Genomic DNA, 26,116 nt, shown 5'->3' on the forward strand with positions numbered 1-26,116 from the left:
GTGTTGCCGTGTGGCGTTCAAACACATCTGGGGGCGAACTGGGTTCGACCGGATAGATTGACGTGCCGGCGGCGTGCCGCGGTTGGTCAGCAGGCCGCGTAAAAAGCCGACCCATGCCACGCAATTCGCCACTCGCCGCGACCGCCTCCTTAGCCACATCCAATTGCGCGTCGCCATCGCAGCCGTGGCGAACGTCGTGGCTCCTTCTCGCCGCGGCCCTGTTCCTGTTTACCCGTGGCTACATTTTCTTCGCCCTGGATGTCTGGTATTCCGACGCCGAGAACACCTATTTTGCCGACTCCATGCGCGCATACGACGGCCAAATTGCCCCGTACAGCGAAATGCTAATCGAGTATCCTCCGCTTGGTTGGTGGGCCATTTACTTGCCGCGCCTACTTGCGCCGGGAAACATTCCGGAGCCGCCCACGCCCGAAAACATCGCGCCGGTTCACAAGGAATATGTTCCCATCTTTCGCGGCCAGATGTTTCTTTGCGATGTTGCTTCGCTGGCGCTGTTAATGTTGACCGTGCGGCGCCGCCGGCCCGAGCTTGTCGGTTGGGCTGCGCTCACTTATACCGTCGTCACCGCGCTGTTGGGCAATTTAATTTATGACCGGCTCGACATGGGTTTGCTGCTCCTGCTAATGGCCTGGGCCTATTGCACGGTGCGTTCGCTCGACGAAGGCCGGCAAAGCGTCACTTGGTCAACTGCCGCCTATGCCATGCTTGGCCTGGGCATCAGCTACAAATTGATTCCCATCGTCTGCGTTCCCTTTGTAGCTCTGGCCGACTGGCGTGCGCCCCGGCGATCGGTACGATTACCACTGGGTTTGATCGCCCTGATTGCAACCGCCGGCCTGCCGTTTCTCATCCAATTTGCCATCTCGGGCAACGGGGTCTTCAATTTGCTCAAGTATCACAGCGAGCGCGGTATCCAAATCGAATCGCTCTATTCCACGTTAATGATGCTCGCCTCGCTGCTGGGCGGCCATGTGTTTGTCGAAATGACGCACGGCGCTTTCAACTTAGCTGGCAGCTTTTCAGGGCTCATGCTCGTGCTGTCAAACGTTGTGCTGGGCGCGTTTCTGCTTGGCCTGTGCCTGTGGGTTTTCTTTCAACCTGCCGAGCGCAGCCGTGTATCCGGCTACCGTGCCGCCTGCTTAGCATTAGTGGATTGCGTCATTTTGTCGAAGGTCTTGTCACCGCAGTATTTCGTCTGGGCGATGCCCATGGCGCTCTTGTTGGCGGTCGAAGTCATGCCCAAACACCGCGCCGCATCCTGGGCGCTCGCGCTCTGCCTGGTGGCCATCGTCGCTTTGACCACCTGGATTTTTCCGTACCATTATGCTGCTGATCCAAATCACCCGGAACTCATCGCCTTGCTCCCACCCAGCCCGAAAGACGCCACCAATTTGCAATTGCTCCCCTGCATCATCCTCGGCATTCGCAACATTCTCTATTTCGCACTTGCCGTGTGGCTATTTGCGCTGCTCATTCGCCAAGCCGCCCCACCATCACCAGCCGCGCTCGCCATTCCGCATAGGAGTGCATAATCCGGCGCATGTAGCAATCCACTCCCATGCCCCACGCCACCTTCCTCCACAGCAACAAACCACGAACAACGGGACTTCTTTCCACCCTTCACCCCCATTTCCCACCCCCTTCACCCACTCGCCTGCTCAAACCTATAATTGTGATAATGCGCGGTTGAAATGCCGGGCATTGTGTTGCCGTGTGGCGTTCAAACACATCTGGGGGCGAACTGGGTTCGACCGGATAGATTGACGTGCCGGCGGCGTGCCGCGGTTGGTCAGCAGGCCGCGTAAAAAGCCGACCATAATTTAGTTGCCAATAGCAACTTCGCTTTGGCCGCCTAATTAAATAGGCGTCCCCGACTGCGGGTCTTCGTCGGAGAGATCCAAAAGTCGGTTGCCAATTCCGAATCGTCGCAGGTCACCGCCTGGTATCCCTGTGACTAAACCAGTTCCGGGCTAGCTTGGAAAGAACCCCGGCGGTTGGGGACGACCGAGCGAAATGCGGAAATCATCCGTCTACGCACGTAGAAGCCGTCACTGAAATATCGCGGGACGCGGGTTCGATTCCCGCCGCCTCCACTAAAATAAGCTTGTTGACGTTTATGTACGGCACGGAAGCCACGCATGCAACTTGCTGACGCAGAAAAACTGGCCCACGAATTGATGCGTCAACACAGCTTGCTTCCACGGTGGAAGTTTGACTTCGATCGGGCTGTGCGGCGTTTCGGCTCCTGCAACGAGCGAAAGCGGCTCATCACTCTTTCTGCTCGGCTGACGGAATTGAATTCCGAATATGAAGTGCGGGACACCATTCTGCACGAAATTGCGCATGCCTTGGTGGGCGTGCGGGCAAAGCATGGGCGAAAGTGGCGGCGAATGGCCTCCATCATCGGCTGCAATGCACGGAGTTGCTATGGCGACGAGGTGCAACAGCCGCCGATGAAGTTCACTGGGCGCTGCCCCACTTGCGGATACGAAGTTCAGCGCTCCCGTCGCCGCCGCATTTCTTGCGGCCGCTGCGATCGAAAGTTCAATCCGCGGCATTTATTCGCCTGGTCGAGAACTTCAACCAACCCGCACTCCGATTAACCGCCGCTTGCTGCTTGCCGCCAACCGCCCGCCGCCTACTGCCAGCAGCTAGCCGCTCACTGTTTCGCTTCAAGCAGGCGACTGACGAACTTCGCCACCGTTTCCCAATATTCGCGCTCCGCAATTTCGGAAGGAGTCGTTTTCGGCTCCTCTTTCTTGCGCTTCCGTTCTTTCTCTTCTTTTTTTTGCTCTTTTCCCACGCCCGAAAGGTCTGCATTGGGTGCATGCGAAAGCAGCGCACTCACCAACCACTGACCATCGGCGGCGGAGTTCGCCTGCTGCGACAGTAAATACCACAAGTCGGGATTGAAGGGATTCGCATTCTTCGCCGCGGTCAGCAGTTTCACACCGGTGGTTCCTTTGTCTTCCAGCGGCAGCGCTCGAAACAGCGCGGCGGCAATTCGCGTATCGATGTACGAGGCCAGCCCGACATTCATGCCGGCGCCCAGGCCCAAATGATATTCGGCGCCGGCGTGGCTTTTTTTCGTCAGCCGCGCAGGACCGTCGGCCACGTCTTTGAACAGCCACAGCACGTGGGTGACCGGAGGACCACCGGCGAAGGCCTGGTCGATGTGCGCCGACCATTTGTCGTCGGCAAAGTGATAAGAAACCAAATTCGAGTGGTGCGGCTGGCCTGCCGGAACCGCCGGCTCGCACAGCGCGCGGTGCGTGTCGATTGAAATTCCTGACATGGTGGTGCACACGCCGCCGTGGATAATCCGATCGGCCCAGGCCTTCCAGGGCAACGTCGAAGGCTGCAACTCGTAACGCAGCTCGGCATCCTCTTTCCGATACGGGCCATACGTGTGATACCGGTCGTGGCCATGCTGTCCCTCGAACTTCTCGTATATATAGTGCGCATCACTCATCACCATCGGTCGCGCCAGCGGCATCAACATCGGCCACGGCGCTTTGTCCATCGGAAACAGCGGCCAGTGTTTGGGGTCGCGGTCTGCTACCGGCGGAATATTCGGCTTGCTTTCGTACACCGTAGCCAAATATTTCAGCCACGTGATAATGTCCGCGTACGGTTCTCGCTTGCCGGGCCGCTGCCCCAAAATAATCATCGCCCCTTTCAGCACTCGCCCCAGGGCCTTGAATTGCTCCAGCTTGGCCACGCGCTTGTCGTCAATGCCCTTCGATTTCAAATAATCGAATAGCTGCTGTTGCTTGTCCGGTTGCTCATAAATTTGCAAGGCCGTGCTGCCGGTGCTTTTCATGAAGTCGGCGGCGGCCTGCATTTCCGGGTCGGGCGCGTCAAGGTTGATGTCCGGCTCCGGTTCCGGCGGCGAGGCGCCAACTTCCGTATCCTCGGCGTCGGGCATTTCCTCATCGGCCAAATTGCGGTTGGTCACGCCTCCTTTGCGATGCACCACCGCGGCGGCAGTCACCAGCGCACGATATTTTTGCGTGAAACTCGCGCCGAGTTTGGCGCGCATGTCGATGTAATTTTCCAAAATGGTCCGATCGGGCGGATAGACGCTGCCAAAGATGGCGTCGGTCAAGGTCGGATCAGTTTCAACTTCGTGCAGCACCTCCGGCGGGACGGTTCGCTTGACCGATTGCAATTGGCTGAGCACTTCCTGCTTGCACCAGGCCAAATAGCTGCTGCGCACCTCGGGCGTGAGCATGCCGCCCGACTTGCGCAGCAAATCCAGCGTGGCGGTGGGGCCAGCGCTCGCAGCGGTCCCCTTACTTGCAGCCGCGCTATCATTCGCAGAGCCACCATTTGCTGCAGAGGCAGACTTCGCGACAGAGACGGACTTCGCAGCCGTGTCGTCGCTCGCAGATGAGCCATTACTAGAAGCAGAATCCGTCGCCCCGAATGCGATGACCCATTTCGCGCAGCCAATTAATATGACCAGCGCCAGGGCAACACCAACTCGCCGGGCAATACCAAATCGTCGCGCAATGTGGGTGTGCTTGGTGTTCACAACTCTCGCCTTCTTTCGGGAATGTTCCACTACGAAATCTTGCCCCAAGCCGGCGACTTGTCATCGGCCGGCTACAATTCTGCCTCTTTTGGCCTATGACAATTTAACACAGTCGAACGACTGGCCGCATGATGATTGTTCCAAAATATGAAACACCAAGCCCCGGCGGCAGTTCCGTCAATTCAGCCATTATCCGTCTTAGCCCCATGCTCTGCCCGAGGGTATTCGCATCCAATGAACCAACGCTTAGCCCGGTCGGCCACGACCGGGTGCGTACAGCTCCTTGGATCCGCAATTTAGCCCCGGTTTCTACCCGGAGATCTCCTCTCCGTGGATGCCATTTCCACGCCCGCCGTGGGCATGCAAACCAAACCTGAACCACGGCCTACCCAGCAATCGTCGGCTATGCCCCAGCCACCCGATCCCGGTCGCCTATGTGGCTTTTTCTTTTGTTGCCACGCGCTCACGCTTCCGGCTAAACTGTGGGGGTATGGGCAACTCTTTTAAATTGGTCTGCAATTCTTGCGGTTCGAATTTGCGTGTAGGCAGTGGTTTGATTGGCCGAACAGTTCCCTGCCCGAAATGCGACGTACCGATTCAAATTCAAGATAACGCCGCACCACCTGTTACCGCTGTTGCTACACCGCCAGAGCCGGCTAGAGAATCGCGGCAGCAAGTCGTTATTGCCGCGGTGAAACGTCATTTATCGGCAACGTGGCCAACGTGGCTTGTCGGAATCGGTGTAGCAACAGCGGTACTTGCCGCCAGAAATTACGATTCTGAGATTGGAGCGTGGCTTCGCTACATTTCAGCCGCACTTATTGGAATTGGAGCGGCACTCCCTGCAAAACGATATTTTGCTGGGCGAGCGTGGCGGGGAATGTTCACAGTCGATGCTGTTAAGAGCCGTTTCAAACGAACATGGCCCGCATGGTGTATCAGTGCAGCATTGATTGCTTGGTTTCTGTTGATCGACGTTCAATCAAGTTCATGGTTTTTGTTGCGTTACGTTGTGATTGTTGCCGCTGCCCTTGGCATAAGCGGCTCAGCATTGCCGGCATTCGCATGGAGTTGGAAACGTTTTGGATTAATCCTACTTGCTATTGCTGCGATTTGGGCCGTCACGATGGATTTATTATTTGGAGCATTCGATTTCTATTTCTCTTGGTGGATCGTCTGGTTAGAACTTTCGCTCTTTGTGGTTGCATTTATATTGGCAGGGATTGATTTAACTTTGATTAGTAGTGCGATGATTGGCTGGTTTAATCGAAAACTTTCAATACGCTGGACTAGATATATCGTGGCTGTACTTACTGTTGTCACATTATTTTGGTGGGCTGCCCATGATACATACGTTGATCGCTGGACATCGAAAGATGATACGGACTACGCCGATACCTACAAACATTGGTCCGGTGATTTTATCTATCGCAGAACGAGTCATTTCCACAAAGGCGACAGCACTTTCCTAAATGAGTCATACTTTTGGAGTTCTGAGGGACCAATGGCCGGCACTGGGAAGCCGCATGGCCATTGGATAACCGAGAAGTTGGGCGACAACACGCCTTACCACAAAGACGAATTCTATTGGTATGGTGAAGAAATTTCGGAAGGGCAATGGTACATGCGTAACAAATAAAACATATGGCTACTTTTGAAATTCAGTGTAAATCGTGTGGTGCAAAACTTAGTGCCGGTGTCGGTCTGATTGGAAGGACTGTCAATTGTCCGAAGTGTAATAATCCACTTATTGTAACTGTGCCTCCCGAAGATATTGAATTGGCCAAAACCATTTCGGTGAATACTGTCGATGGTCAAGTAGCTTACGCTGAACCACCATTGCAGCGGCGACGTTATCGGCCCGCTACCGATAAGCAAAAGGCGTTTGCGGTAGATTTAGGAATTGATTTCGCACCCGACATCAACGCTCACGACATAAGTATCCTGATTGACAAGGCACTAGATCACGAATACGAAACCGACAAGGATAAAATCGAACTACATCTTAAAACACTTAATCAATGCAGCGAAGATGATTTGTTGGCTGAATTAACCAAACGCGGATCAAGAGCATTTGTTGTATCGTGGCCGGTCAATCAAGATTTTGCGGAGCGAACGGAATGGCACATAAATGGCGGGGAAGGTGTAACAGCGGAGATAATTGACTTCGTACTGGTCCAATTGCTCTATGCAAAAGCCAAACAAGCGGGCGTTCCTTCTCATGATATAACTCGATTCATAGATTTTCTTGCTCAGTGTTCCAAAGAACCGGTTTAATTTCAATCAGCAATTCAGCACGAAGTTGCCAACATTGTCGGCATGGAAATATATCCGCTGGGTGCCACTCCTCGCTTGTCCAGCAGTGCGAAAAAAGAGTTCGAGAATGGCATGCGGTAACCCCCCAAACTCGTTTGCACAAAGAAATTCTTTTCCGCGACCGCGGGCTCAAATTTTTTCGCCCAAAATTGGGCCACCTGTTCGGTAAAATGAGCAACCGAGCACAGGCCACGTCGTCGGCTGAATCACCCCATCACCCGTTCACCTGCTCACTGTTACCCGGCGCTCGTCGATAGCCACTAATTGCTAACCGCTCACTGTCCGAAACCGCTCCTCCTGGCAATCGCCATTTCACGTTGGTAAAATCAAAACCCATCTCAGCGGGCATTCTTTACCGGCAGCGGGGAACTCAAGCACATGGCAACTGAAAATCAACCAGCGGCGGAGGAGAAGGCGGAACCGGCGAGTGAAGGCGCCGACGATAAGGTGCATTGCCCGAAATGTGGCTCCACTCAGATTACCGCCAACCGAAGAGGATTCGGGTTTGGTCGAGCCGCGTTGAGTGGATTGCTGTTCGGTCGAGGTGGAGCGCTCTTTGGCGGGCTGGCGGGACGAAAGAAAATCAGAATCACCTGCCTGAAATGTGGCCACGTGTTTAGGCCCGGGCAAGGCCGTTAGTGAATTGGCATCTCGCTTGCACTAAAATCTTTCCGGCCGTGTGGCTGGGGCAGGATGCAGTGCCGCCCCAGCAGAACAACAACTAGGGCGTCGGCTGGGTGGCTGGGGTCGAGTCCCCCGCGGACGAGCCCCCAGAGAATTGCCAGAACCTCTTGCTCGCACAAAGAAATTCTTCTCCGGAGCGGCGGGCTCAAATTTTTTCGCCCAAAATTGAGCCACTCGTTTGGTACAATGCCGCGCGGAACAATGAGTTCCCTGTCTGGGCGACCGTAGGCGGTAGGCTGCTGAAGCTGTTGTTGCCTGCTGCGAGCTGTCTGCAAACGGCCGCTGGACTGTCGGTCTTTGGCAATTCGATGTATTTATCGAACCTTCTCCCGGGGTGCGAGAGGGCAGGGTGAGGGGGCGCGCAATACGCCGAGAAGGGCTGCAGCCTTGTGCCTGGGGCAAAGCGCAGTGTCGCCCCAGCGAGTTACTTTCGACATCTCGATCGGGGCAGCCCAGCGACTTTTGGCCAAGGAATTAATTTTCAGGACAATACTGTCAAACTAATCTGCACGGGCGTTAGCCTGGGGTGCAGTGAGAAGGAGTTAACCCCTGGTAATGCGATTTCCTACAGCCCACAATCAGACATGTTTGCGCAAGGGGTTGCGCAAGAGAAGCCGAGATTTAACTTCGGGGGACGGGAGAGCTGTCATGCTCCGCGCGTTCGCCGTCGGTTTAATGTGCGTTGGCTGTACGTCTAAAGCAGCGGTCGCGGCAGAATCGCAACTGGACCAACCCGTTTCTCCGTCGCCGCAGCAAACTTCTGCGCAGAAATTTCCGCGCAGCGAGTGGGGCGCGCCGCTGGTCGATGTTTCGCACGATGCCGCCAAAAACACGTGGAACATCAAGGGCAAACATCAAACGGTGATATTAAATGAAAAGAATTTGGCAATCGAAGTGCACGCGGGTTCCGTTCTTTGGCATTTGGTCCCGTCGACAGCCAGTGATATGCGCGTGAAATTGGATGGACAGGAATTTTCCGCACGGTTAGCAGATGCCGAGCAAGTGGATATTGTTCCATACGATACCGGCTATAAGACCGGAATAAAAATTATGCTCAATCACTGGCCGGAAAAATCGGGGATCGTAAATCTGCCATTGTATCTCACCCTGGCATTGGAAGGTGCGAACGAAGAACTCGTGTTCGATATTGCTGCCGACGAGCAGCAAGCCAAGTTGCGAGAACTGAATTGGCCTACGGCGATTGATTCCAGCCACATCGATTTTACCGTGCTGAGTAATGGTCGAGGTGCACTCTTGCCGCAAGATTGGCCAAAGCCATACTCTCCCATTCGTTCCGCAAATGCCGATGGCAGCCTGAAGCAAAGCGACACCAGCGAAGTGCAAAGCAATGTCATCGAAAGTTGGTCAATGTCGTGGTGGGGATTTGAACAGGGTCCAAGCGCAATGATGATTATTGTGGAAACGCCCGATGACGCAGCCTATCAATTTGAACATCCGGCAGGTGGCCCGACGGTCATTGGGCCGCGCTGGCGGGAATCTCTTGGCGCACTTCGTTACCCCCGAAGTTGCCGAATGTGCTTTTTCGAGAACGGAAATTATGTCGATCTGGCGAAGCGCTACCGCAGCTATGTAAAGGATTCCGGCCTGTTTGTATCACTCGATGAAAAAATCGCGCGACGACCAGTGGTGAAGGAATTAATTGGCACGCCTCAAGCGCGTTTGGGAATTCTCACAAACATCAAGTCCGATAGTTTGCATTACAACAAGCAGAACCCCGATGCTAACCATCATTTTACTTCATTTGATTCCCGCGCTCAGGAATTGCGCAAGTGGAAAGAGCAGGGCCTCGATCGTTTGTGCGTAGTTCTCACCGGTTGGCCGCGGGAAGGCTATGATCGCCAACATCCTGATGAATTGCCGCCCGCGCCAGAAGCCGGTGGATGGGCCGGAATGAAGCAAGTCGCTGATACCTGCCGCGAATTAGGCTATCTTTTCTGCCTGCACGATCAGTATCGCGATTATTACCTTGATGCCCCATCTTACGATCCCCAATTTGCGATCCATGAGGAAACCGCTGCCGGCGCCCCGCAAGATTTTCCCGGTACGCGGTTTGGAACATGGAAGCAAGGGCAACTCCCATTCATGAATAATTGGGAGGGCGGAACGCAAACGTTTTTGAATAATCGTTTTATGCTTGGCCATTTGGTGAAGAACTACACTGCGCTCTTTGCGCACGAGATTCACCCACAAGGAATTTATCTTGACGTGTTCGGTTATGTACCGCCAGATGAAGATTTCAATCCCGAGCATCCGTGCAGCCGCAGTGAAGCCATGCACGCCCGCGCGCTGTGCTTCAATTGGTCGCGGAACAATCTTGGATTTGTCGGCACGGAAGCCGGCTGTGATTGGACGATTCCTTATGTCGATTGTGTTTCGTCCATGCGTTCGTACAAGCTGGTGAGTGTGCCGCTTTACAATTTGGTATATCATGACGCTGTCCTCACACCGTACGCTCCTGACGACTTGCGCGGATTTCTGAATGGCGGCATGCCGCAATTGGGACGCGATCAAAGTACCACTTCCGAAACCGCGGCCGCTGTGCGACGCATGAGTGCGCTCCACAAACGGGTCGCTTTGCAGGAAATGGTGCGGCACGAGTTTCTGACTGGCGATTTTAAACATGAGCGTACGACGTTTGCCGACGGCACCACAGTAACCGTCGATTGGGATGCAAAAACGGTGAACATCGTTCCCGAGGTGGAAGTTCCGCAGGTCAAGTGATGAAAAACTCACGTCCGTCACCGTCCCTCATACAATAGCTGCTCCAATTGCTTCGATAGCGGCTCGTTATGTTGTGCTTTGGCCAACTCCACGGCTTTGCCCATGGTAGTGGCGGCTTGCGCGCGATCCCCAAGCTGGGCGTAAACCGATGCCAGGTTGGCATAAGCATCGGTATAATCGGGCAGCAGTTGGATGGCGGCCTTGTAATGTTCGATGGCCTCCTGCGGGCGAACGCTGGCCACGGCGTTGGCCCAATTAAATTGCGCTTCCGGAAAGTTGGGCTGCAACCGCAGCGCTATGCGGTAGTGCTCAACCGCCTCGTCAACTCGGCCCGCGCCGGCCAGCAGCAGGGCCAAATTGTGTTGGGCGTCAGGATGGTTCGGATCCAATTCCAGGGCCACTGTATACTCTCTTATTTTGGGTGTAGCTATATATCCCTTGATTGCCGGGATTTTTCGGCCTAAATTGAGAAGCCGCGCGACGCTGCGGTTGCTGGGTAGTGCTCTGTCTGCCGAAGCTTTCACGCTACGACGGTTCATCTCAACTTGAACATTTTCCCATGGCAGGATCTTGATGGGTACGAGAGCCAATTCCCTATTCTCAAAAGGAGGATCGAACATGACACGCTCAAACCAAAAGTTGTACAGTCGCGTCAGACTATTTAACGGAATTCTTGTCATGTTCGTCTCCTTAGTTTTATTCGATGGCGTATCGACAGGCATGGCCGATGTCGATATCACCCTGACCGGAAGTTACTTCAAAATTCCAAATACCCATCCGGATACCGGCAGCGGTGCCCAAGCTGGCCCTACACAAGGTCTCGTCCAATCGACGCTGGGGCCTGATGGCCTGCCTGTTGTCTCGTCGTTTGGTGCGACGTACTCGCCTCCGATCACAGACGTGAACGCGAGCGGCGAGATCCTCTGGTGGAGCACCACGAGTCCATACGGGGTTCTGTTTGAGAAGCAACAAAACGACACACTGCCTTTTGCTTTCCCCACTTTCTTTCCAGATGGCCAGTCCAGCGACGACCCGTTCTATAGGAGCGCCCACTGGCAAGGTACTTTTTCGTTGCCCTCTGAGGGGCCGATCACTATTGAATTGGGCACCGATGATGACGGGTTCGTGTTTATCGATGGCACTCTCGCAGTCGATAATGGTGGTGTCCAACCCCCAAGTGCCATCACGACCACGCTGCCTCCACTTGAGGGCGGAAGCCACACAATTGATGTATTTTTCTCCGATCGTTTCCACAGTGGCTCTGCCATCGACATGAGTTTGACGTTCGGCGCACAATTCGGTCCGCTGCGAGGAGACTTCAACCGGGATAATCATGTGGATTCCTCTGATATTTCGGTAGCGGAAAGTGCCCTGTGTGGCTTGAGCCAATATCAGGCCGACTACGGCCTTTCCGACGATATGCTAGAGACAATTGCCGACGTAAATCAGGACGGAACCATAAATAACATCGACCTACAATCGCTTTTAGACTTGCTTCAAAGCGGTGGCGGTTCGGCTTTTGCGGTTCCCGAGCCGGCCTCTTTGTTGTTACTATTGGCCGGCATCGGATGCTTATTGTGGATTCAGCACAGATCCCTTTCTGTAAGGTTTGGTCGAATCGCAGATAAACCAGCATCGCGCTCAAGTAGAACACGGCTGAAAGCGTATTCTTTTGCTCGCTGATCCACGCCACCGATTCCACTTCCACCGGATGCACCGCAAATATCGCCGCCGCCAAGTACGCGCCCGGCACATTCAATCGCAGCAAAATCAAATACACCAGGCAAACCGCCCCGGCGTGCTCCAGCACATTCGTCAGGTGGTAACACCAGGCAGTTTCGCCCCACACTTTTTCTTCCAACCAGAAGGCACTGTGCAACAGCGGATAATATTGCTGCGTGGCCCCCACGTCGAACCAAATGCGGCCTAGCCCGGAAACACTGCGCAACTCCGGCCGAGTAACATGCGCGTTGTCGTCCCAAATGAATCCGCATCGCAGGCTGGGCACGTAGACCGCACAGGTCAGCACCACCAGTGAAAGCAAGGCAGTTTTTCGCGTCAGATTCATCATAAAATCATGGTAACCACAAAGCGGAAGTGCTTCGCCCGATCTGTCGTGGCGAATCGGCGCTGTGAATTGTGACTCGTTCCCGGCAAGACAAAATGTACAAAATGCCGACGGAACCAACGGGAAATCTTGAGCATTCGCATCGAGTTCAGTCCGCATTTCCCGGGATGTTGAATTTCGCGTACAAAACTCCCGGCATTTTGTCGCTGGGCACACGCCGCGGCGCTCGAAAAATCTCGCACGCCGGCGCTGCTAGTCCGGACAGAATTGCGAGCGTTTAATGTTTGGCCATCGTTATTCATGATTGGCCAGCACGAGTAAGTTGTGATGGATTCATTGTTTGCGTTTGGCCCGGATTAAATACAAAATTCACTCCCGTGTTGATCCTTTTATTTGCCATCTCCGCGCTCACGAAAAGTTGGCAGCGATGCCAAACCGTACCAAATTCGACAATTCCTCCGCATCGTGGAGAGGTATAATTTGAAGTTGGGGGAGCAATCCGAATGAAAAACGATTATCACATTAACATTTTCTATAGCGCCGAAGACGGGGGCTACATTGCTGACATTCCCGATTTAGCGTCTTGCTCGGCCTTCGGGTCGACGGCGGCCGATGCTTTGCGTGAAGTGGAAATTGCCAAAGCAGCGTGGCTCAAAGCCGCCCGCGCCGCCCGCAAGCCAATTCCCAAACCGCGCTACCGCCCGGCCATCTATCAGGCAGCGGAATAGTCACTGCCTGCTTGGTCAGCGCCCAATTTTCTAAGGCGATGTCCAATTCGCGGCTCAGTTCAATTCGGCGACGCGGGCGGCAGCCGATTCTCGCCGGGCCTGGATTTTCTTGCCCGTGTGCGTAGCATACCAAACGAGTGGCCCAATTTTGGGCAAAAAATTTGAGCCCAGCAGTCTCGGAGAAGAATTTTTTGTGCCAGCGGAGTTCGGGCAGATAGATGACGGTCTGCCGTTCTCTCGCGCCATTTTTACACTGCTGCGACCATCCGCCGGGTGCCTGGGGTCGAGGCTGCCGAGCCTCCAGTGATGCACCTTACACGCCAGTGGTGCATTTTCAACAAAGCCTGGCATACCAGGCTGTACTCGAACCCAGCTACCCAGCGCCGCTTTGGGGATCATGTAAGTCGTTCTCAGTGACCACGATATTTTCGATAGAGACCGATTTAGAATGTGAGATCAAATCATTGGAAACTTGCAATTCCTACTCAAGCCGTATATTTTGGGGGCACTCGTTTCTGGTGTCCATTCATATGCAGGTACGAGGCAATGGCGATCAAATTAGTACAGCAGCGGCAACAGTTTTTGCAGGAACTTTTAAAGCGAGACCACACGCTTAACGGCGGGATTCTGTATGGATTAGACGGTTATATCATTGAGATGCAAGCACGTGCGATGGATATCTTACGACGTCCGATGCACTTCGGTGCGGTAAGGAATGGTGACGGGCCAGTTACAAAAATCTCTGGCATGGCCCGTGGTGCGATTTCCGAATCAATCGATCGAATCACGGGTGCATTTGCTAAATGGGGAATCCCCGATACTGAAGTTTCAATCCTGATAAATTTAGCACCCGCCGATTTGCCGAAGGAAGGAACGTGGCTGGATTTACCGCTAGCAATACTAATGTTGCAGGCAAGTGGCTATCTGCCAAAGCTCTCCGATCAGATGGAAGGAGATCTGATTCTCATGGGAGAGTTAGGCTTACACGGAGAAGTTCGTCGAGTTCCGGGCGCACTTTCGATTGCATTTACGGCGAAGCCCGGCCAATCTCTCATCGTGCCAACAGGAAACGAGAAAGAGTGCGCTTTAATTCTAGCGAAACCTGGATACGACGGGTGCAATGTGTATCCCGTTTCAACGCTTGACGAAGTAATCCAATTTTTTCAACACAAGCGGCCACTGGAAAATGCGTTGCAAGGCGGCGTGACGTTTCAGGATTATATCCCTAAGGCTGTGGACTTCGGTCAAATATTAGGACAGGAAAAAGCAAAGGAAGCTGCATGTATTGCGGCTGCGGGAGGACATAATCTTTTAATGATAGGTCCGCCAGGTGAAGGTAAGTCGTTGATTGCAGGGGCAATTCCCGGTATTTTGCCGCGGCTTTCGAATGCCGAAAAAGTAGACTTGACCAAAATCTATTCTGCATATGGTGCCTTGGAGCATGACGGCATGGCAGTCACGCGACGCCCTATGCGCAATATTCACCATACAGCCTCAAAGCAGTCGCTGATTGGAGGTGGAAGTGGACGACCTCGACCCGGCGAAATAACGCTCGCACACTTAGGAGTTTTATTTCTCGACGAGATTGCTGAATTTAGCAGAGCGACGCTTGAGGCTCTTCGTCAGCCGATTGAAAGCGGCCGAATAGTTGTGTCAAGAGTTGGTGGGTCATTTGAGTATCCCTGTCGCTTTACGCTTGTTGCGGCGATGAACCCATGTCCTTGCGGCTTTTATGGCACAGAAAGTTGCACTTGTCGGCCCCAGGACGTTGAAAAATACCACCATAAAATTAGCGGGCCGATCTTAGATCGCATTGATTTACAGGTAGAGTTAAACCGCTTATCTACGAGCGAACGTTTCGGAGAAACCAAGAATGACTTGTCACCCCGATTACGAGCCAAGATCGAAGCAGCGCGGGTACGACAACAAGATCGATTTAACGGACTGGATATTCCGTATAATGCGGCAATTCCGGCCGGGCAAATTCGCGAATTGTGTAATTTTTCTTTGCCAGCCTTCGATCACTATAAATCGCTAATCGGCAATCATTTGTTATCGACACGATCTATGGATCGATTAGCAAAAGTTGCGAGGACAGTAGCTGATTTGGACAACTCTGATCAGATTGTCGAGAAACATATCGACAAAGCTGGTAGCTTTGTGATTGGCGGAATGCTGCGCGAATCGTCCTAAAACCGGCCCTGATGCAGCTCACCCTCACCCCGGCCCTCTCCCATCAAGGGAGAGGGAGAACGCGCTCGCGCGACCAACGGTCGCGGCTCGATGAGCAAGCGGGTTATTTCATCGAGTGCAGGCCGATCAGCGTTCCTTCGGTGTCGATGATCATGGAGATGTGGCCGTATTGTCCGATCGAGTATTTGGGCCGTTGGATTTTTCCGCCCGCGGCTTTCACACGGCCTTCCTCGACGGCGCAATCTTCGCAATGAAAGTAAACAATGCTGGAGTTGCCCGTGGCGTTGAATCCTTCCATTTTGACCAGTGCGCCGCAAGCGCCGTAGATGTTCATTTCGCCTGGAAATGCCCACAGCTCGACTCCAGGAATAGGCGAATCGAGCTTTTGCAACTTGATTTGAAAAAGCGATTCGTAAAATTGCTTGGCGCGGGCAAGATCTTGAACGTAAATTTCAAACCAGTCGATAGGATTGCTTTTCATTTGACGGTCTCCGAAAACAAGATTTGCCGGAATTGGCTACCGAGTTGCCAGGAATTAAAAAATATCGGCTGCGAGGCGGTTTGTCGAGGCAAAAGGTCGTCGCCAATTTTGAAACAAAATCGATGTAGCGACGGCTGTCGTCAGCCGTTTAGATCGAGAAAACCGCAGGCGTCTAGGGACAGACGCCACTACATTTTCCAAATTAAGCGACGGCGGCCTTTACCCCAGGCACCCGGCGGTTTCAGCCCACGGCAGCAGTGTGATCTGAATTATTGGCAGTTCACTGGGGGCTCGGCGGCACTCGACCCCAGCCACCCGGCGATTACGGCGCCCTGCGATTGCCAAGGGTGCGCGGACTTGCTTAGCGCTTGCGCGAGGTTAGGCGGCGGATAAAGAGCATTGCGCCGCCGCACAGGCCGGCTAGCACGAACGACGCGGGTTCGGGTGCCGGAGTAGAGCTGACGTTGATGGTGACCGTGTTCTCCGTGAGGCCGGTTCCCATGGTCCAGGTAAAAGTGCCGGGGGACAGGCCGAGGTTAGCAAGCGTTTTGCCGGTGTAGGTGGAGGAGTCGATGATGGCGGTATCCGTGGTGTAACTGGTCGGTACAGCCAGAACGAAGCTGCCGAAACCGGGATTGCTAAACATAAACAATGAGCCGCTGCCGGAGCTTGCAGGAGTGATGGGGAAGACCGTGCCGAAGCTGGCAGGCCCGGTGAGCGCGGTGCTAAACGTGTACTCGAAGACGCTGGTGGTAGTGGCCGGTCCGTTCACGATCAAGTCTGAAAACGAACTCATCTCTGCACCAATACTGAATGAAACGGCGGTGGCGCTGCCGAGGTTGACGTCACCCGAGCCATTGGCCACGACGTTGCCCGCGCCATCGGGAGCAATATTGATGGCGAACAGCCCGGGGCCGGGTATGGCGTGAAGCGGCCTAACGAAGCAGAAAATCGAGGCGATGGCAACGAGGCTCGCGATCTGCGGGAGAAGTTTTTTCAGGAACATAGCGTTTTCCGATCATGCTGCGTGTCATCGTTATGTTCCTTCGTTCTATGCCTCTGATTAGGGGCAGTATAACCCAAATTGATGGCATGTCAAGGTTTTATTTGCAGTAGGAGCCGCGGGGGTGCCGCTGCCGACTTCGCTTGTCCAGCAGTGACTGGATGACATTGATAATTATCGTGTGAAAAGCAAATTGGGTGACAACAGCTTGCATAGCAGATGGCTGAAGGTATCGCTTTTTTCGCAGGAAACAGACATGGCTCAATTTTAGGCAAAAACATTTGAGCTCGCCGTTCCGGTACAGGATTTTTTGTGCAAGCGAGGGGAGGCTGTTGGATTACAGCATGCCGTTCTCTTGCGCCATTTACACGGACGAGCAAGCAGTGGCACCCGGGCGCGACCAACGGTCGCGGCTTTATACGCAAGCGTGGGCATGTCGCCTGGTGTTTTATGCGATCTTATCGCGTTTTTCTGGACTGATAGGTAATTCCTAGTTTTTACCTAGCCAATGGCCCGACTGACACGGTCGGGCTGTGTGCAAATTATTCGGGGCGAGGTGCAAATTATCCGATACCCATTGCGCCAAATCCTTGCACTGCCTGCTTCCAGGGGGTATGATAAGCCCCGGAACAAGGACCCGAGGTGGTTGCAACATGATTTTCCTCAAAGTCAGGGAGGACCTGTATGTCGTGTCGTTGTTCCAAGGTAGTTTTTGTAGTTACGTTCGTGCTTGTAGGAATCGTGTCGCGGCCGTCGGTTCAGGCCACGCCGCTAATTGTGGGAAGTGCGATTCTTTCTGCCCCCGGCCCAGGCCCCGTGGGCGGTGTAGTTGTCGCCAATAGTGGACCTGTTCCATTTACCTCGGCCACCTTTCAAGGAACGCTGACCAGTGAGGTCATTGGCAGCGATCCGGCCAACCCGTTCGGGCCTGGTAATTTGACATTCACGTATATGCTTACCAACACGGGCGGCCCGGAATCGATCGATCGACTGACCGTTCCCGGCTGGGGCATTCCCGGCCTACTGACGGACGCTAGTTATCAAGCGCCGGTACTGCCTGGCAACATCATTCCCACGTCGTTTGATCGTAGTATCGATCCGCTTGGAAATGTGATCGGCGTTTTTTTTACGCCGCCGGTGACGGGCTTGGGCGCGATTCCCCCGGGCGGCACGAGCGCGCTGGTCGTAATTCAAACCAATTCGACGCAGTTCAATCCATCTGTCGCATCGATGATCGATGGTAGCACGGCGCAAGCTACGACGTTTGCGCCGCTTTTGGTCTTTGGCAGTCCCGAACCATCCACGTTGGTGTTGGGGCTCGTCGGTTTCGCCGGATTAGGCGCCATGGTTCGCAACCGGATGTTACGGGCTAAGTTATTTTTTGGACAGCAGTGATTAACTCAACTAAGGTAAAAGTCGTTATGGCAACATATGCATTTTCTGCCACCCGTGCGGTCGGAATTCGTTTCTTAAGTTTTTCGTTGGTTGTTATTTGTGGGTTAGCGCTGGCCACCATCGCCCGGGCGACGCCGCTGCCCGTTGGCACTTCGATCCCCAGTAGCTTTTTTCCTGGGCTGGCTGGCAACGGTACGCTACTGGCCGACACCGGTGCATTGCCGTTTTCCACGGCTACTTATACGGGAACGTTGCGAAGCGAAGTATTTACGAACGATGCAGCCAATCCGTTTGGCCAAGGCAACCTCACGTTTACCTACTTGATTACGGATGATACCGGTCCGGATTCCATTGATCGGTTTACTATCGACGGCTACGGCGCCGGCGGCATATCGACTGATGCTAGTTATCAAGCGCCAACCACGGGCGTCATTCCCGCGACTTTCGATCGGAGCGCATCGGGGGACGTGCTCGGTGCGTCGTTCAGCCTTCCTGCGCTGGGTTTTGGAGTCGTGGCGCCTGGAACGGCGAGCGCTTTGGTAGTCATTCATACCAACTCTCAAGTGTTTACAGCAAACTCTGCCTTTGTGATCGACAGCAACACGGCGCAAGTGGCGACATTGGCTCCTGTGGCTGTGCCTGAGCCGGCATCGCTCGTTCTGTTGGCGATTGGCTCCCTTCTTGCTTTGTTTTGGGCACGGCGATAGTTCGCGTGTATGCCGTGGGTGCTGCCGGCGCGACCAACGGTCGCGGCTTTATACGCAAGCGCGGGCTACTTCGCGGTTGGCTTATCGCTGAAGTGGCTGACGTCGATAAACGGGACGGCGCCGGAAGTGACTTTGGGGAGCGTGCCGTCCCATTTTTCTAGGGCGCGGAGCTGCAAAATCATGGGGTTATCGCGCAGGGCATTGGCTTCGATTTGCATGGCGTCGGCCTTTCCCTTGGCAATGGCGACGGTTTGCTGGGCCTCGAACTCTTTTTGCGAGAGCAAGTTTTTCGCGGCCAGGGCGTTTTGCTCCGCCGTGACTTTGGCTTCGATCGCCTGATTGAACGACGCGCTGAAATCGAAGTTCACAATGTTCAGCGCCTCGATTTTCAAGCCCAGCGGGTTCAGCTTTTCGCCGATGAGCTTGGCGATGGCTTCGCGCACGTCTTCGCGCTTGGAAACCAATTCCTCGGCCGTGTACTGGGCAATGATCGCCTTAATGCTTTCCTGCATGGCGGGCGCGACCGCGGTTTGTAAATAATCGGCCCCAATAGTTTGATACAGCAATGCGCATTTATCGGGCAGGACGCTAAGATTGAGCGCGACCACCGTTTTCACGCTTTGCAAATCTTTGCTGGCTCCGTCGGTTTCCACCTGCTCCTTTTGCATGCGCACGTCCATGGGAACGATGTGATCGACGAACGGCGTTTTGCTGTAAAAGCCTTCCGGCTTAATTTCGCCGGTGACCGCGCCCATCCGCAACACCACGCCGCGGTGGCCGGCATCGATGGTTCCCCAGGAGCCGAAGGCGATGACCAAAGCAATCACCACAATGACCCCGACAATCAACGCGGCATACGGTTTCATGGAATATCCTTTCATGCGATTCTTTCCCTAGTGACTGTATATTATGTCTTCGCCGGAGCGGTGACGATCTTTGAAAGTTGGTCTATTCTGATCCACCTGAAGAATAGCATTCTGCTATGACCGGCCGGAAAGTAATTGAACAGCAGTAGTTGCGATGGGGTTGAAGCCAATCGCTTTTTGGTCCCCCTTCGCTGCGGGCTTCAAGTGGGTGGATCGAGGCAATTTGCGTCGCAGCGGTTCTCCGCATCGCGGGCAAATTTTTTCGGCCGCTTTTTCTTTCCCTTTCTACCAGTTTTTGCCAATCGGCAAAAATGTTTTTTCCCAAACTCCTTGCAAATTCGGAACATCTAGTTAAATTGAAAAACAGTTTATTAGGGGGGTACCTGCTACGAACTTTTAATTCTTGTTATTCCCGAGGTGTGATTTGCCCGCAAAAACTCCTGCCGATCAGCCGACCGAGGGCGAGATTGGCAACCGCGTTCCTACCGTTGGAGAATCTTCTCCACCCACCCTGCCTGCAGCTCCGCAAATTAAAGTCGATGACAGCAAGGCGTATGCGAGTTACGCGAATTTTTGTCGCGTGACGGGCACGCCGGAAGAATTGATCATCGATTTTTCCCTGAACCCGCAGCCGGTTGGTATTCCTACCGAACCGTTGGTGATATCGCAACGGATTGTCACGAACTTCTTCACGGCGAAACGGTTAGTGGCCGCGCTGTCAGTAACCATTCAGCGTCATGAAGCGGCTTTTGGCGTGTTGGAAACCAACATCCAAAAGCGAATTACCCCGCAAGCGCGCGGCAGCACCTAACGGGCTGCGCGATTTTGCCGCCGGTAAATCAATTTCCCCGCGAATATTTAAATTGATTTTTTAGCGTTGTATTTTCCCCGTGTTCCAATCCATAAGGGAATTTCACTTCGGATCGCCGAGGATTCACACGCGATTGCCGCCAGGCGGAGTGTAGACGAACCGCAGGTTCGTTAAGCACTCTGGATTGGGCAGGCGGCAAATGACCACGCGATGCGTGTTTTGGGTTAGGCCAGGTAGGGGGCAGAAGCGAAACGATGCAGACGCAGTTTTCTGGCATAGAACTGCGCCGTGGCAACAACAGGACGTGCAACGAAGAGGCTACGTGTGCTTTGCTTTTCCCGCAATTTGCGTTTTTGCGTTAGGCGGTTGAGTCGCTTAGGGAGCGGCCTTCCTCGTGGGCGTGCCAGTTTGGCGTGCGCCAGCGAAATTCTCAGATGCCGCAGCCTCGGCGCTGCTGGCTTAATCTGCGGACGGGAATTGCCGGTAATAGGTTGTAAAAGTATTGGCGGAGTTGTTTTTGACTGTTTGAAAAGTGTGCTTTTGGAATTTGCACAGTGATTTTGGAATTTGCAAAAGGAAGTGTAGTATGAGACGCGTGGCTGCTGCCGGTGGGCGTCGTCGTGTGAGCAAACCCAATTCTTGGATTCGCCGCCTGGGGCGGTTTAAGAATCGCTTCCCGCAATTGCTGCGGACCGATTTCTGGCGCACCAGCGGCCGGCGCCGCCTGTGGAATTCGATGTTCCGCGCCCGCGGAAAGGCCCAGGGCGAAACGCCCGACATTCCCACCGTGACGGTTCGCCGCAAGCCGAAGCGCGCCGCGGTAAGACAAACCGCGCGGCAAGCGTCCCCGCCCCGCTGGTTGGAAAATCTAGAGCCGCGGCGCATGCTGGCCGCAAGCCCCGTGTTGTATGTCGATAATAACTGGACCCTGGTGCACGATGACGGCAGCCACACGCTCTCGGTGGGCGACCTGGTTTCCGACGGCGTCAACACCAACTTGGTGTATGGAACGCAGGCGTTCGGCAAGGTGACTAGCTCTACCGATCCGAATGTCACCATTTCTTCGCCCACTTCGGTCGCCGGCGCGGCAACCATTCAAGATGCAATCAATCTGGCGGAAACTTCGGCTACCGGATTCAGTTTCATCAATGTGTATGCCGGATCGTACAGCGGCCCGTTGAATATCAGCCCCAGCTCGACGCAAAATCTGACCATCATCAATCTCGATTCTTCCGGCAACCCGGCGCTGGGCGTGCTGGGAAGCGTGGTGATTAACGCGGGCAGTGCCTCGACGGGAATCACCATCGGCAGCAATGCGACGGCGACCATTTCGGGCATTAAGCTGCAAGGCATTGGCATCGCCGGCACGGGCATTAACGACAAGGGCGTTTTAGATTTGCTCGACAGCCAGGTAGCGCTGTCCGGCGGCGCGCTCATTGGCATTAACGTCGATAATAGCGGCGGCGGCTCGACCGGGTTTCTGTTTGCACAATCCGACCAGGTCAGCGGCGCCGGTTTGTTTGGCATTGAGGCCGGCGGCGGCGCCAACGCGCAAGCCACCATCGACAAGAGCGAAATCACGGACAGCGGCACCGCGGATGTGGCCGTCTCAGCCGGAAACGTGACTATTACAAACAGCATTCTCAGCAGCACCGCTGCCAGTGCGCGCGGCCTGCTGGTGCTGAGCGCGGGAAACGCTTCGGTATATGGCAGCGATTTATCGAACAACCCGATTCCGGTCACCAACACAAATACGGCCACAACCATTGATGCTTCCGGCAACTGGTGGGGCAACACCAGCGAAACCACCGTGCTGGGCGAAACGCAGGGCAGCGTCGACATTACGCCGTACTTAGACAGCGGAACCGATACCGACGGCGGCGCGGTTGGCTTCCTGGGCGATTTTTCGCAACTGAGCGTTACAGCACTCGGCCCGCAAGTAGAGGCCACGGGGCGCATTCAGGAAGCGGTGACTGATTTAACCGCGGGCGGCACCATCCACGTGAATGCCGGAACGTATGCAGAAAACGTAACGATTGATAAGTCGTTGAGTTTACTAGGGGCCCAAGTAGGAAATAGCGCAAGCACACGTTTCGGCAACTTCGCCAGCGGCAAGGCTGACCCGGCGGTGGAAGCTATTCTCACGACGCCTAGCGTCGATAACGGCAGCGGCCCGCCGTTTAACGATTTAATTCGCGTCACTGCCGACGATGTAACCATCGACGGCCTGGTTCTGGACGGCAACAATGCCGCGCTCGTTCAAACCGGCGCGACGGAAGTGGGCGGGGTCGATGCAGACGCACGCCGTGGCATCGACAACATCGACACCACCGGCACGCCAATTTCCATCAGCGGGCTGACGGTTCAAAACGACATTTTGCAGAACTTCGATGACCGCGCCATTTCGCTGTTCAACAACGGCGACCTACCGGCCACCAACGACGCCATTGCCGGGAACGTCATCAGCAATTTTGCCGGCTTTGGCGTGCTGCTCTTGGACGATGCTTATGCCGACATCACCCACAATACGATCCTCGGCCCCACGTTTGCCACCGGCATTCAACTGCAAAACTTCTTCGGCGGCGTCGACAGCATGACGTGGTCGAACAACAACATCACCCTTGGCCAAGACGGCACGGGCATTTTCGTCAACCTGTTTTATGCGCCCGGGGCTACGGTAAGTATCACCGGCAACACCATCAACGCCGCCAGCGGCGTCACGCCTGGAGATAGTAGCGGACTCACCTTCGGCATTGGCGTGGACAGCGTGCAGGCGGGCGCCAGCGTCACGCTGACCAGCAACATCATTGGAAACAACGGCCCCACCGGCGGCGAATTTGACCGCGGCGTTGATTTTTGGGATGACCCGACCAGCGCCACCATTAGTTATACCGGCGGCTCGATTAGCAACGCGCGCGTGGGCGTGGAATTGGACAATGTCGATCCATTCTTCGGCGGCGCGAATGTAGACACCACGGTTAGCGTCAGCGGCGTCACCATCAGCGCCGTGCAATACGGCGTGCTGGTGAACGGCACGCCGCTGGCCGATGCCTCGCTGCTGGTTGGCCCGTCCGGTGGCGGCAACCCCAACGTGGTGGCCGGCAGCGTTTCGCTGGACCTGGCAGGCAGCTCGATCACGACCAGTAGCCCCACGGGCGTGGATGTTTTGGTTGAGGCGCAATCCACCGGCACGTTCACCGCCGGGGTCGATCTGACCGGCGGAACGTCAATTAGCGGCGGCGCTACGGGTGTCGCGGTCAGCGGCGCCAATGCCACCGCCACAGTCAGCGGTGCGACGATTGACGATCCGACAACAGGCATTTTGGTGAGCGGCGGCAGTGCCATCATTTCCAACACGAACATTTACAACAACACAACCGGCGTTCAGTTCACCGCCGGCGGAAGCGGCTCGCTCAGCACGAATAACTTCAACGGCGACCCGAATCCTGACAACGGCACCGATTTGCTTATCAACAGCACCGCCGGCCTGGTGGCGCTGCTGGGGGGAAACATTTTTGCCGGCACCACGTTCATCGACGATCAAGCTTCCGGCGAGCTGAATGCCACCGGGGAAACGTTCGTGCTAACCGGCTCTAGCACCGTGTTGCCGGCCGATAATACGCTGGCCGATTTGTACTCGGTGGAAGATCGAATTAAAGACGGCATCGATCAATCCGGTCCCGGCCTGGTGCGCCTGCGCTCAGGCAAAGTGTTTGTCAGCCACGGCAGTGAAGTCGGGCCGCAAGGCTCGGCCGGCGCCATTCAGCGGGCAATCAATTTGGCCACCAGCGGCGACACAGTGAACGTGCAGGCTGGCGCATTTGCCGGGGGCATCAACGTGAACAAGGCGCTGACTTTGGTTGGCGCCGGCTCCGGCGCCAGCGATACCGTCATTTCGCTGGCCAGCGGCAATGTGCTTGCCATTTCCGCCAGCGGCCCCGATGCGGTGCATCCGGTGACCATTCGCGGAGTGCAAATTTCCGGCGGCACGCGGGGCGTGGAGCTGAACGGCACGCTGTCGCACTTGCTGCTGGACAACGTCGTAGTCACTGGCGCAACAAATTACGGCATCGAAGTGGATAACGCGGCCGTGCTCAGCGATTTGAACTTGAACGACGTGAGTGTTTCCACCAACACCACCTCCGGCGTGGGCTTCAATGTTTCCACCACCGGCGCCGTCAGTGGGCTAACCATTACCACCAGTCACTTCGACAACAACGCCTTCGGCTTGGAAACGCAGAACGCGGTGGGCAGCCTGAACAATCAAACGCGCTTCACCAATATCAACATTTCAGGAACTTCGTTCAGCAACAACACGTTCAAGGGCATTTATGTTGAAACGTTGGATGACGCCGTGCTGAACGGCATCACCATCACCGACAGCGGAACCGGTGCCACTTCGCCCGCGGGAATTGACATCAACCTGAAGTACGGGACCTATAGCGGCGGCATTACCATCGAAAATTCCACGCTCACCGACGATGGCACGGGTAATTCGCTGGCTAGCCCAAGTCCTGGCGTCGGCTTGACGATCAAAGGCCGCAACGATGCGCCCAGTTACAATTCCGATCCGGCCAGTCTGACCAACGTTACGCTGCAGAACGACACCATCACGGGCAGCCCCATCGATTTGGCCATCGGCAATAACGTTAGCGGCGTAAGCCTTTCGGGCGTGCAACTGCAGGGTTCTGGCCTGGGGTTAGATTATTACGGCACGGCGCCAGGCACGCTCAACTTGGGCGACACCGCATTCGACGGCGCGCTAGTGGGCTACATTCTCAATGCTTCGGCGAACAACATCGATACCACCGGCGGAGCAACATTCAACAGCTTCAACACCGGCGCAGGTCCGGTCGCCGGCAATGTGCCCACGTATTACGCCATCGAAGACAAAATTGCCGATGGAATTGACGCTCCCGGGCCGGGCTACGTGCAATTGGCAACCGGGAACGAATTCGTCACTCCCGGTAGCTTCGAAAATTTGGGCGCGGCCCCGTTCACCACCACTTCGGCCGACGTGCAGCGCGCCGTCAATGCGGCAGGCACCGGCGATACGGTATACATTGAAGGGGGCAGCTACACAGGCAACGTCGACACTGGCAGCAAGAATTTGCGCTTGGAATTGGGCGCCAGCCCGGCATCGGTCAGCATCAGCGGCAACCTCACGTTGCACAGCGGCGACACCGTTCATCTGGAAGTGAACGCGGCCGGCAACGATCTATTGACAGTTAGCGGCAACGTCGATTTGGGCGGCGCCACGCTGGACACCACCGGCGATACCAATCCGCTCCAGTACCCGGCCGGACAATCGGCCACCATTTTGATTAAGAGCAGCGCCGGCGCCATTACGGGCACTTTCGCCGGAATGAGCGACGGAGACGAAATCAACGTCGATGGCGAAGCGTTTATCATTTATTACACCGGCGGCAGCGGCAACGACGTGGTGCTAACATCGCTCGGACCGGCCGTTATTCCACCTCCGCCGGGCGGCCCGTTTAGCCCGCCGGGTGCGCCCACGGTGGTATTTGTGGACGACGATTGGGCCAGCTTCGCCGACGGTTCCG

17 protein-coding genes and 1 other RNA gene are annotated in these 26,116 nt (G+C 55.1%); 13 read left to right on the plus strand and 5 right to left on the minus strand.

Going from position 1 to position 26,116, the window contains the following annotated elements:
• The first annotated feature begins 113 nt into the window (after positions 1-113).
• The 3 genes from VFE46_10625 to VFE46_10635 all read left to right on the plus strand — a co-directional run bounded on the left by VFE46_10625 (position 114) and on the right by VFE46_10635 (position 2,624).
• Positions 114-1,553: a hypothetical protein gene (locus tag VFE46_10625; GenBank protein HZZ28445.1), complete on the plus strand. Its 1,440-nt coding sequence runs from the start codon at positions 114-116 to the stop codon at positions 1,551-1,553.
• Positions 1,554-1,753: 200 nt separating this feature from the next.
• Positions 1,754-2,117: a transfer-messenger RNA gene (gene ssrA, locus VFE46_10630) on the plus strand.
• Positions 2,118-2,159: 42 nt separating this feature from the next.
• Positions 2,160-2,624, plus strand: coding sequence for a SprT-like domain-containing protein (locus VFE46_10635; protein ID HZZ28446.1), 465 nt, complete (start codon positions 2,160-2,162; stop codon positions 2,622-2,624).
• A 56-nt stretch (positions 2,625-2,680) separates the two neighbouring features.
• Here the strand turns inward: VFE46_10635 and VFE46_10640 are convergent, their stop codons facing one another.
• Positions 2,681-4,558 (minus strand): hypothetical protein, encoded by a 1,878-nt coding sequence (locus tag VFE46_10640; GenBank protein ID HZZ28447.1) that lies wholly within the window; start codon positions 4,556-4,558, stop codon positions 2,681-2,683.
• Between the two features lie 490 nt (positions 4,559-5,048).
• Between VFE46_10640 and VFE46_10645 the strand changes: the two genes are divergently transcribed.
• From VFE46_10645 to VFE46_10655, 3 genes are all read left to right on the plus strand, one after another.
• Positions 5,049-6,197, plus strand: coding sequence for a hypothetical protein (locus VFE46_10645; GenBank protein ID HZZ28448.1), 1,149 nt, complete (start codon positions 5,049-5,051; stop codon positions 6,195-6,197).
• A 5-nt stretch (positions 6,198-6,202) separates the two neighbouring features.
• Complete coding sequence (locus tag VFE46_10650) at positions 6,203-6,835, plus strand: hypothetical protein (GenBank protein ID HZZ28449.1); 633 nt, start codon at positions 6,203-6,205, stop codon at positions 6,833-6,835.
• A 1,371-nt stretch (positions 6,836-8,206) separates the two neighbouring features.
• Positions 8,207-10,300 (plus strand): DUF5696 domain-containing protein, encoded by a 2,094-nt coding sequence (locus VFE46_10655; GenBank protein HZZ28450.1) that lies wholly within the window; start codon positions 8,207-8,209, stop codon positions 10,298-10,300.
• A 17-nt stretch (positions 10,301-10,317) separates the two neighbouring features.
• On the opposite strand, the gene VFE46_10660 is transcribed toward VFE46_10655, so the two are convergent.
• Positions 10,318-10,701, minus strand: a complete 384-nt coding sequence (locus tag VFE46_10660; GenBank protein ID HZZ28451.1) for a tetratricopeptide repeat protein — start codon at positions 10,699-10,701, stop codon at positions 10,318-10,320.
• A 217-nt stretch (positions 10,702-10,918) separates the two neighbouring features.
• On the opposite strand from VFE46_10660, the gene VFE46_10665 reads away from it, so the two are divergent.
• The 3 genes from VFE46_10665 to VFE46_10675 all read left to right on the plus strand — a co-directional run bounded on the left by VFE46_10665 (position 10,919) and on the right by VFE46_10675 (position 15,289).
• On the plus strand, positions 10,919-11,983 hold the full coding sequence (locus tag VFE46_10665; GenBank protein HZZ28452.1) for a dockerin type I domain-containing protein: 1,065 nt from the start codon (positions 10,919-10,921) through the stop codon (positions 11,981-11,983).
• A gap of 888 nt (positions 11,984-12,871) precedes the next feature.
• A complete protein-coding gene (locus VFE46_10670) occupies positions 12,872-13,096 on the plus strand; it encodes a type II toxin-antitoxin system HicB family antitoxin (GenBank protein HZZ28453.1) in 225 nt (74 codons plus the stop codon).
• A 546-nt stretch (positions 13,097-13,642) separates the two neighbouring features.
• Entirely contained in the window at positions 13,643-15,289 is a 1,647-nt protein-coding gene (locus VFE46_10675; GenBank protein ID HZZ28454.1) for a YifB family Mg chelatase-like AAA ATPase, read from the plus strand.
• A 103-nt stretch (positions 15,290-15,392) separates the two neighbouring features.
• Here VFE46_10675 and VFE46_10680 read toward each other — a convergent pair whose 3' ends face one another.
• Positions 15,393-15,770, minus strand: coding sequence for a VOC family protein (locus VFE46_10680; protein ID HZZ28455.1), 378 nt, complete (start codon positions 15,768-15,770; stop codon positions 15,393-15,395).
• Between the two features lie 361 nt (positions 15,771-16,131).
• The gene (locus tag VFE46_10685; GenBank protein ID HZZ28456.1) at positions 16,132-16,776 is read right to left on the minus strand and encodes a hypothetical protein; all 645 of its coding nucleotides are present in this window, start codon (positions 16,774-16,776) and stop codon (positions 16,132-16,134) included.
• Positions 16,777-17,457: 681 nt separating this feature from the next.
• Here VFE46_10685 and VFE46_10690 point away from each other — a divergent pair.
• Positions 17,458-18,168: a PEP-CTERM sorting domain-containing protein gene (locus tag VFE46_10690; protein ID HZZ28457.1), complete on the plus strand. Its 711-nt coding sequence runs from the start codon at positions 17,458-17,460 to the stop codon at positions 18,166-18,168.
• A gap of 26 nt (positions 18,169-18,194) precedes the next feature.
• Positions 18,195-18,875 carry a PEP-CTERM sorting domain-containing protein gene (locus tag VFE46_10695; protein HZZ28458.1) on the plus strand — a complete coding sequence of 227 codons (681 nt, stop codon included), beginning with the start codon at positions 18,195-18,197 and terminating at the stop codon, positions 18,873-18,875.
• A 65-nt stretch (positions 18,876-18,940) separates the two neighbouring features.
• Here VFE46_10695 and VFE46_10700 read toward each other — a convergent pair whose 3' ends face one another.
• Positions 18,941-19,756 carry a prohibitin family protein gene (locus tag VFE46_10700; GenBank protein HZZ28459.1) on the minus strand — a complete coding sequence of 272 codons (816 nt, stop codon included), beginning with the start codon at positions 19,754-19,756 and terminating at the stop codon, positions 18,941-18,943.
• 409 nt (positions 19,757-20,165) lie between these two features.
• Between VFE46_10700 and VFE46_10705 the strand changes: the two genes are divergently transcribed.
• Both VFE46_10705 and VFE46_10710 read left to right on the plus strand, forming a co-directional pair.
• The gene (locus VFE46_10705; GenBank protein ID HZZ28460.1) at positions 20,166-20,552 is read left to right on the plus strand and encodes a DUF3467 domain-containing protein; all 387 of its coding nucleotides are present in this window, start codon (positions 20,166-20,168) and stop codon (positions 20,550-20,552) included.
• Positions 20,553-21,138: 586 nt separating this feature from the next.
• On the plus strand, positions 21,139-26,116 hold a 4,978-nt coding region (locus tag VFE46_10710), incomplete at its 3' end, for a hypothetical protein (GenBank protein ID HZZ28461.1).

The organism is Pirellulales bacterium, assembly GCA_035656635.1.
In the GTDB taxonomy this organism is placed as follows: Bacteria; Planctomycetota; Planctomycetia; order Pirellulales; family JADZDJ01; genus DATJYL01.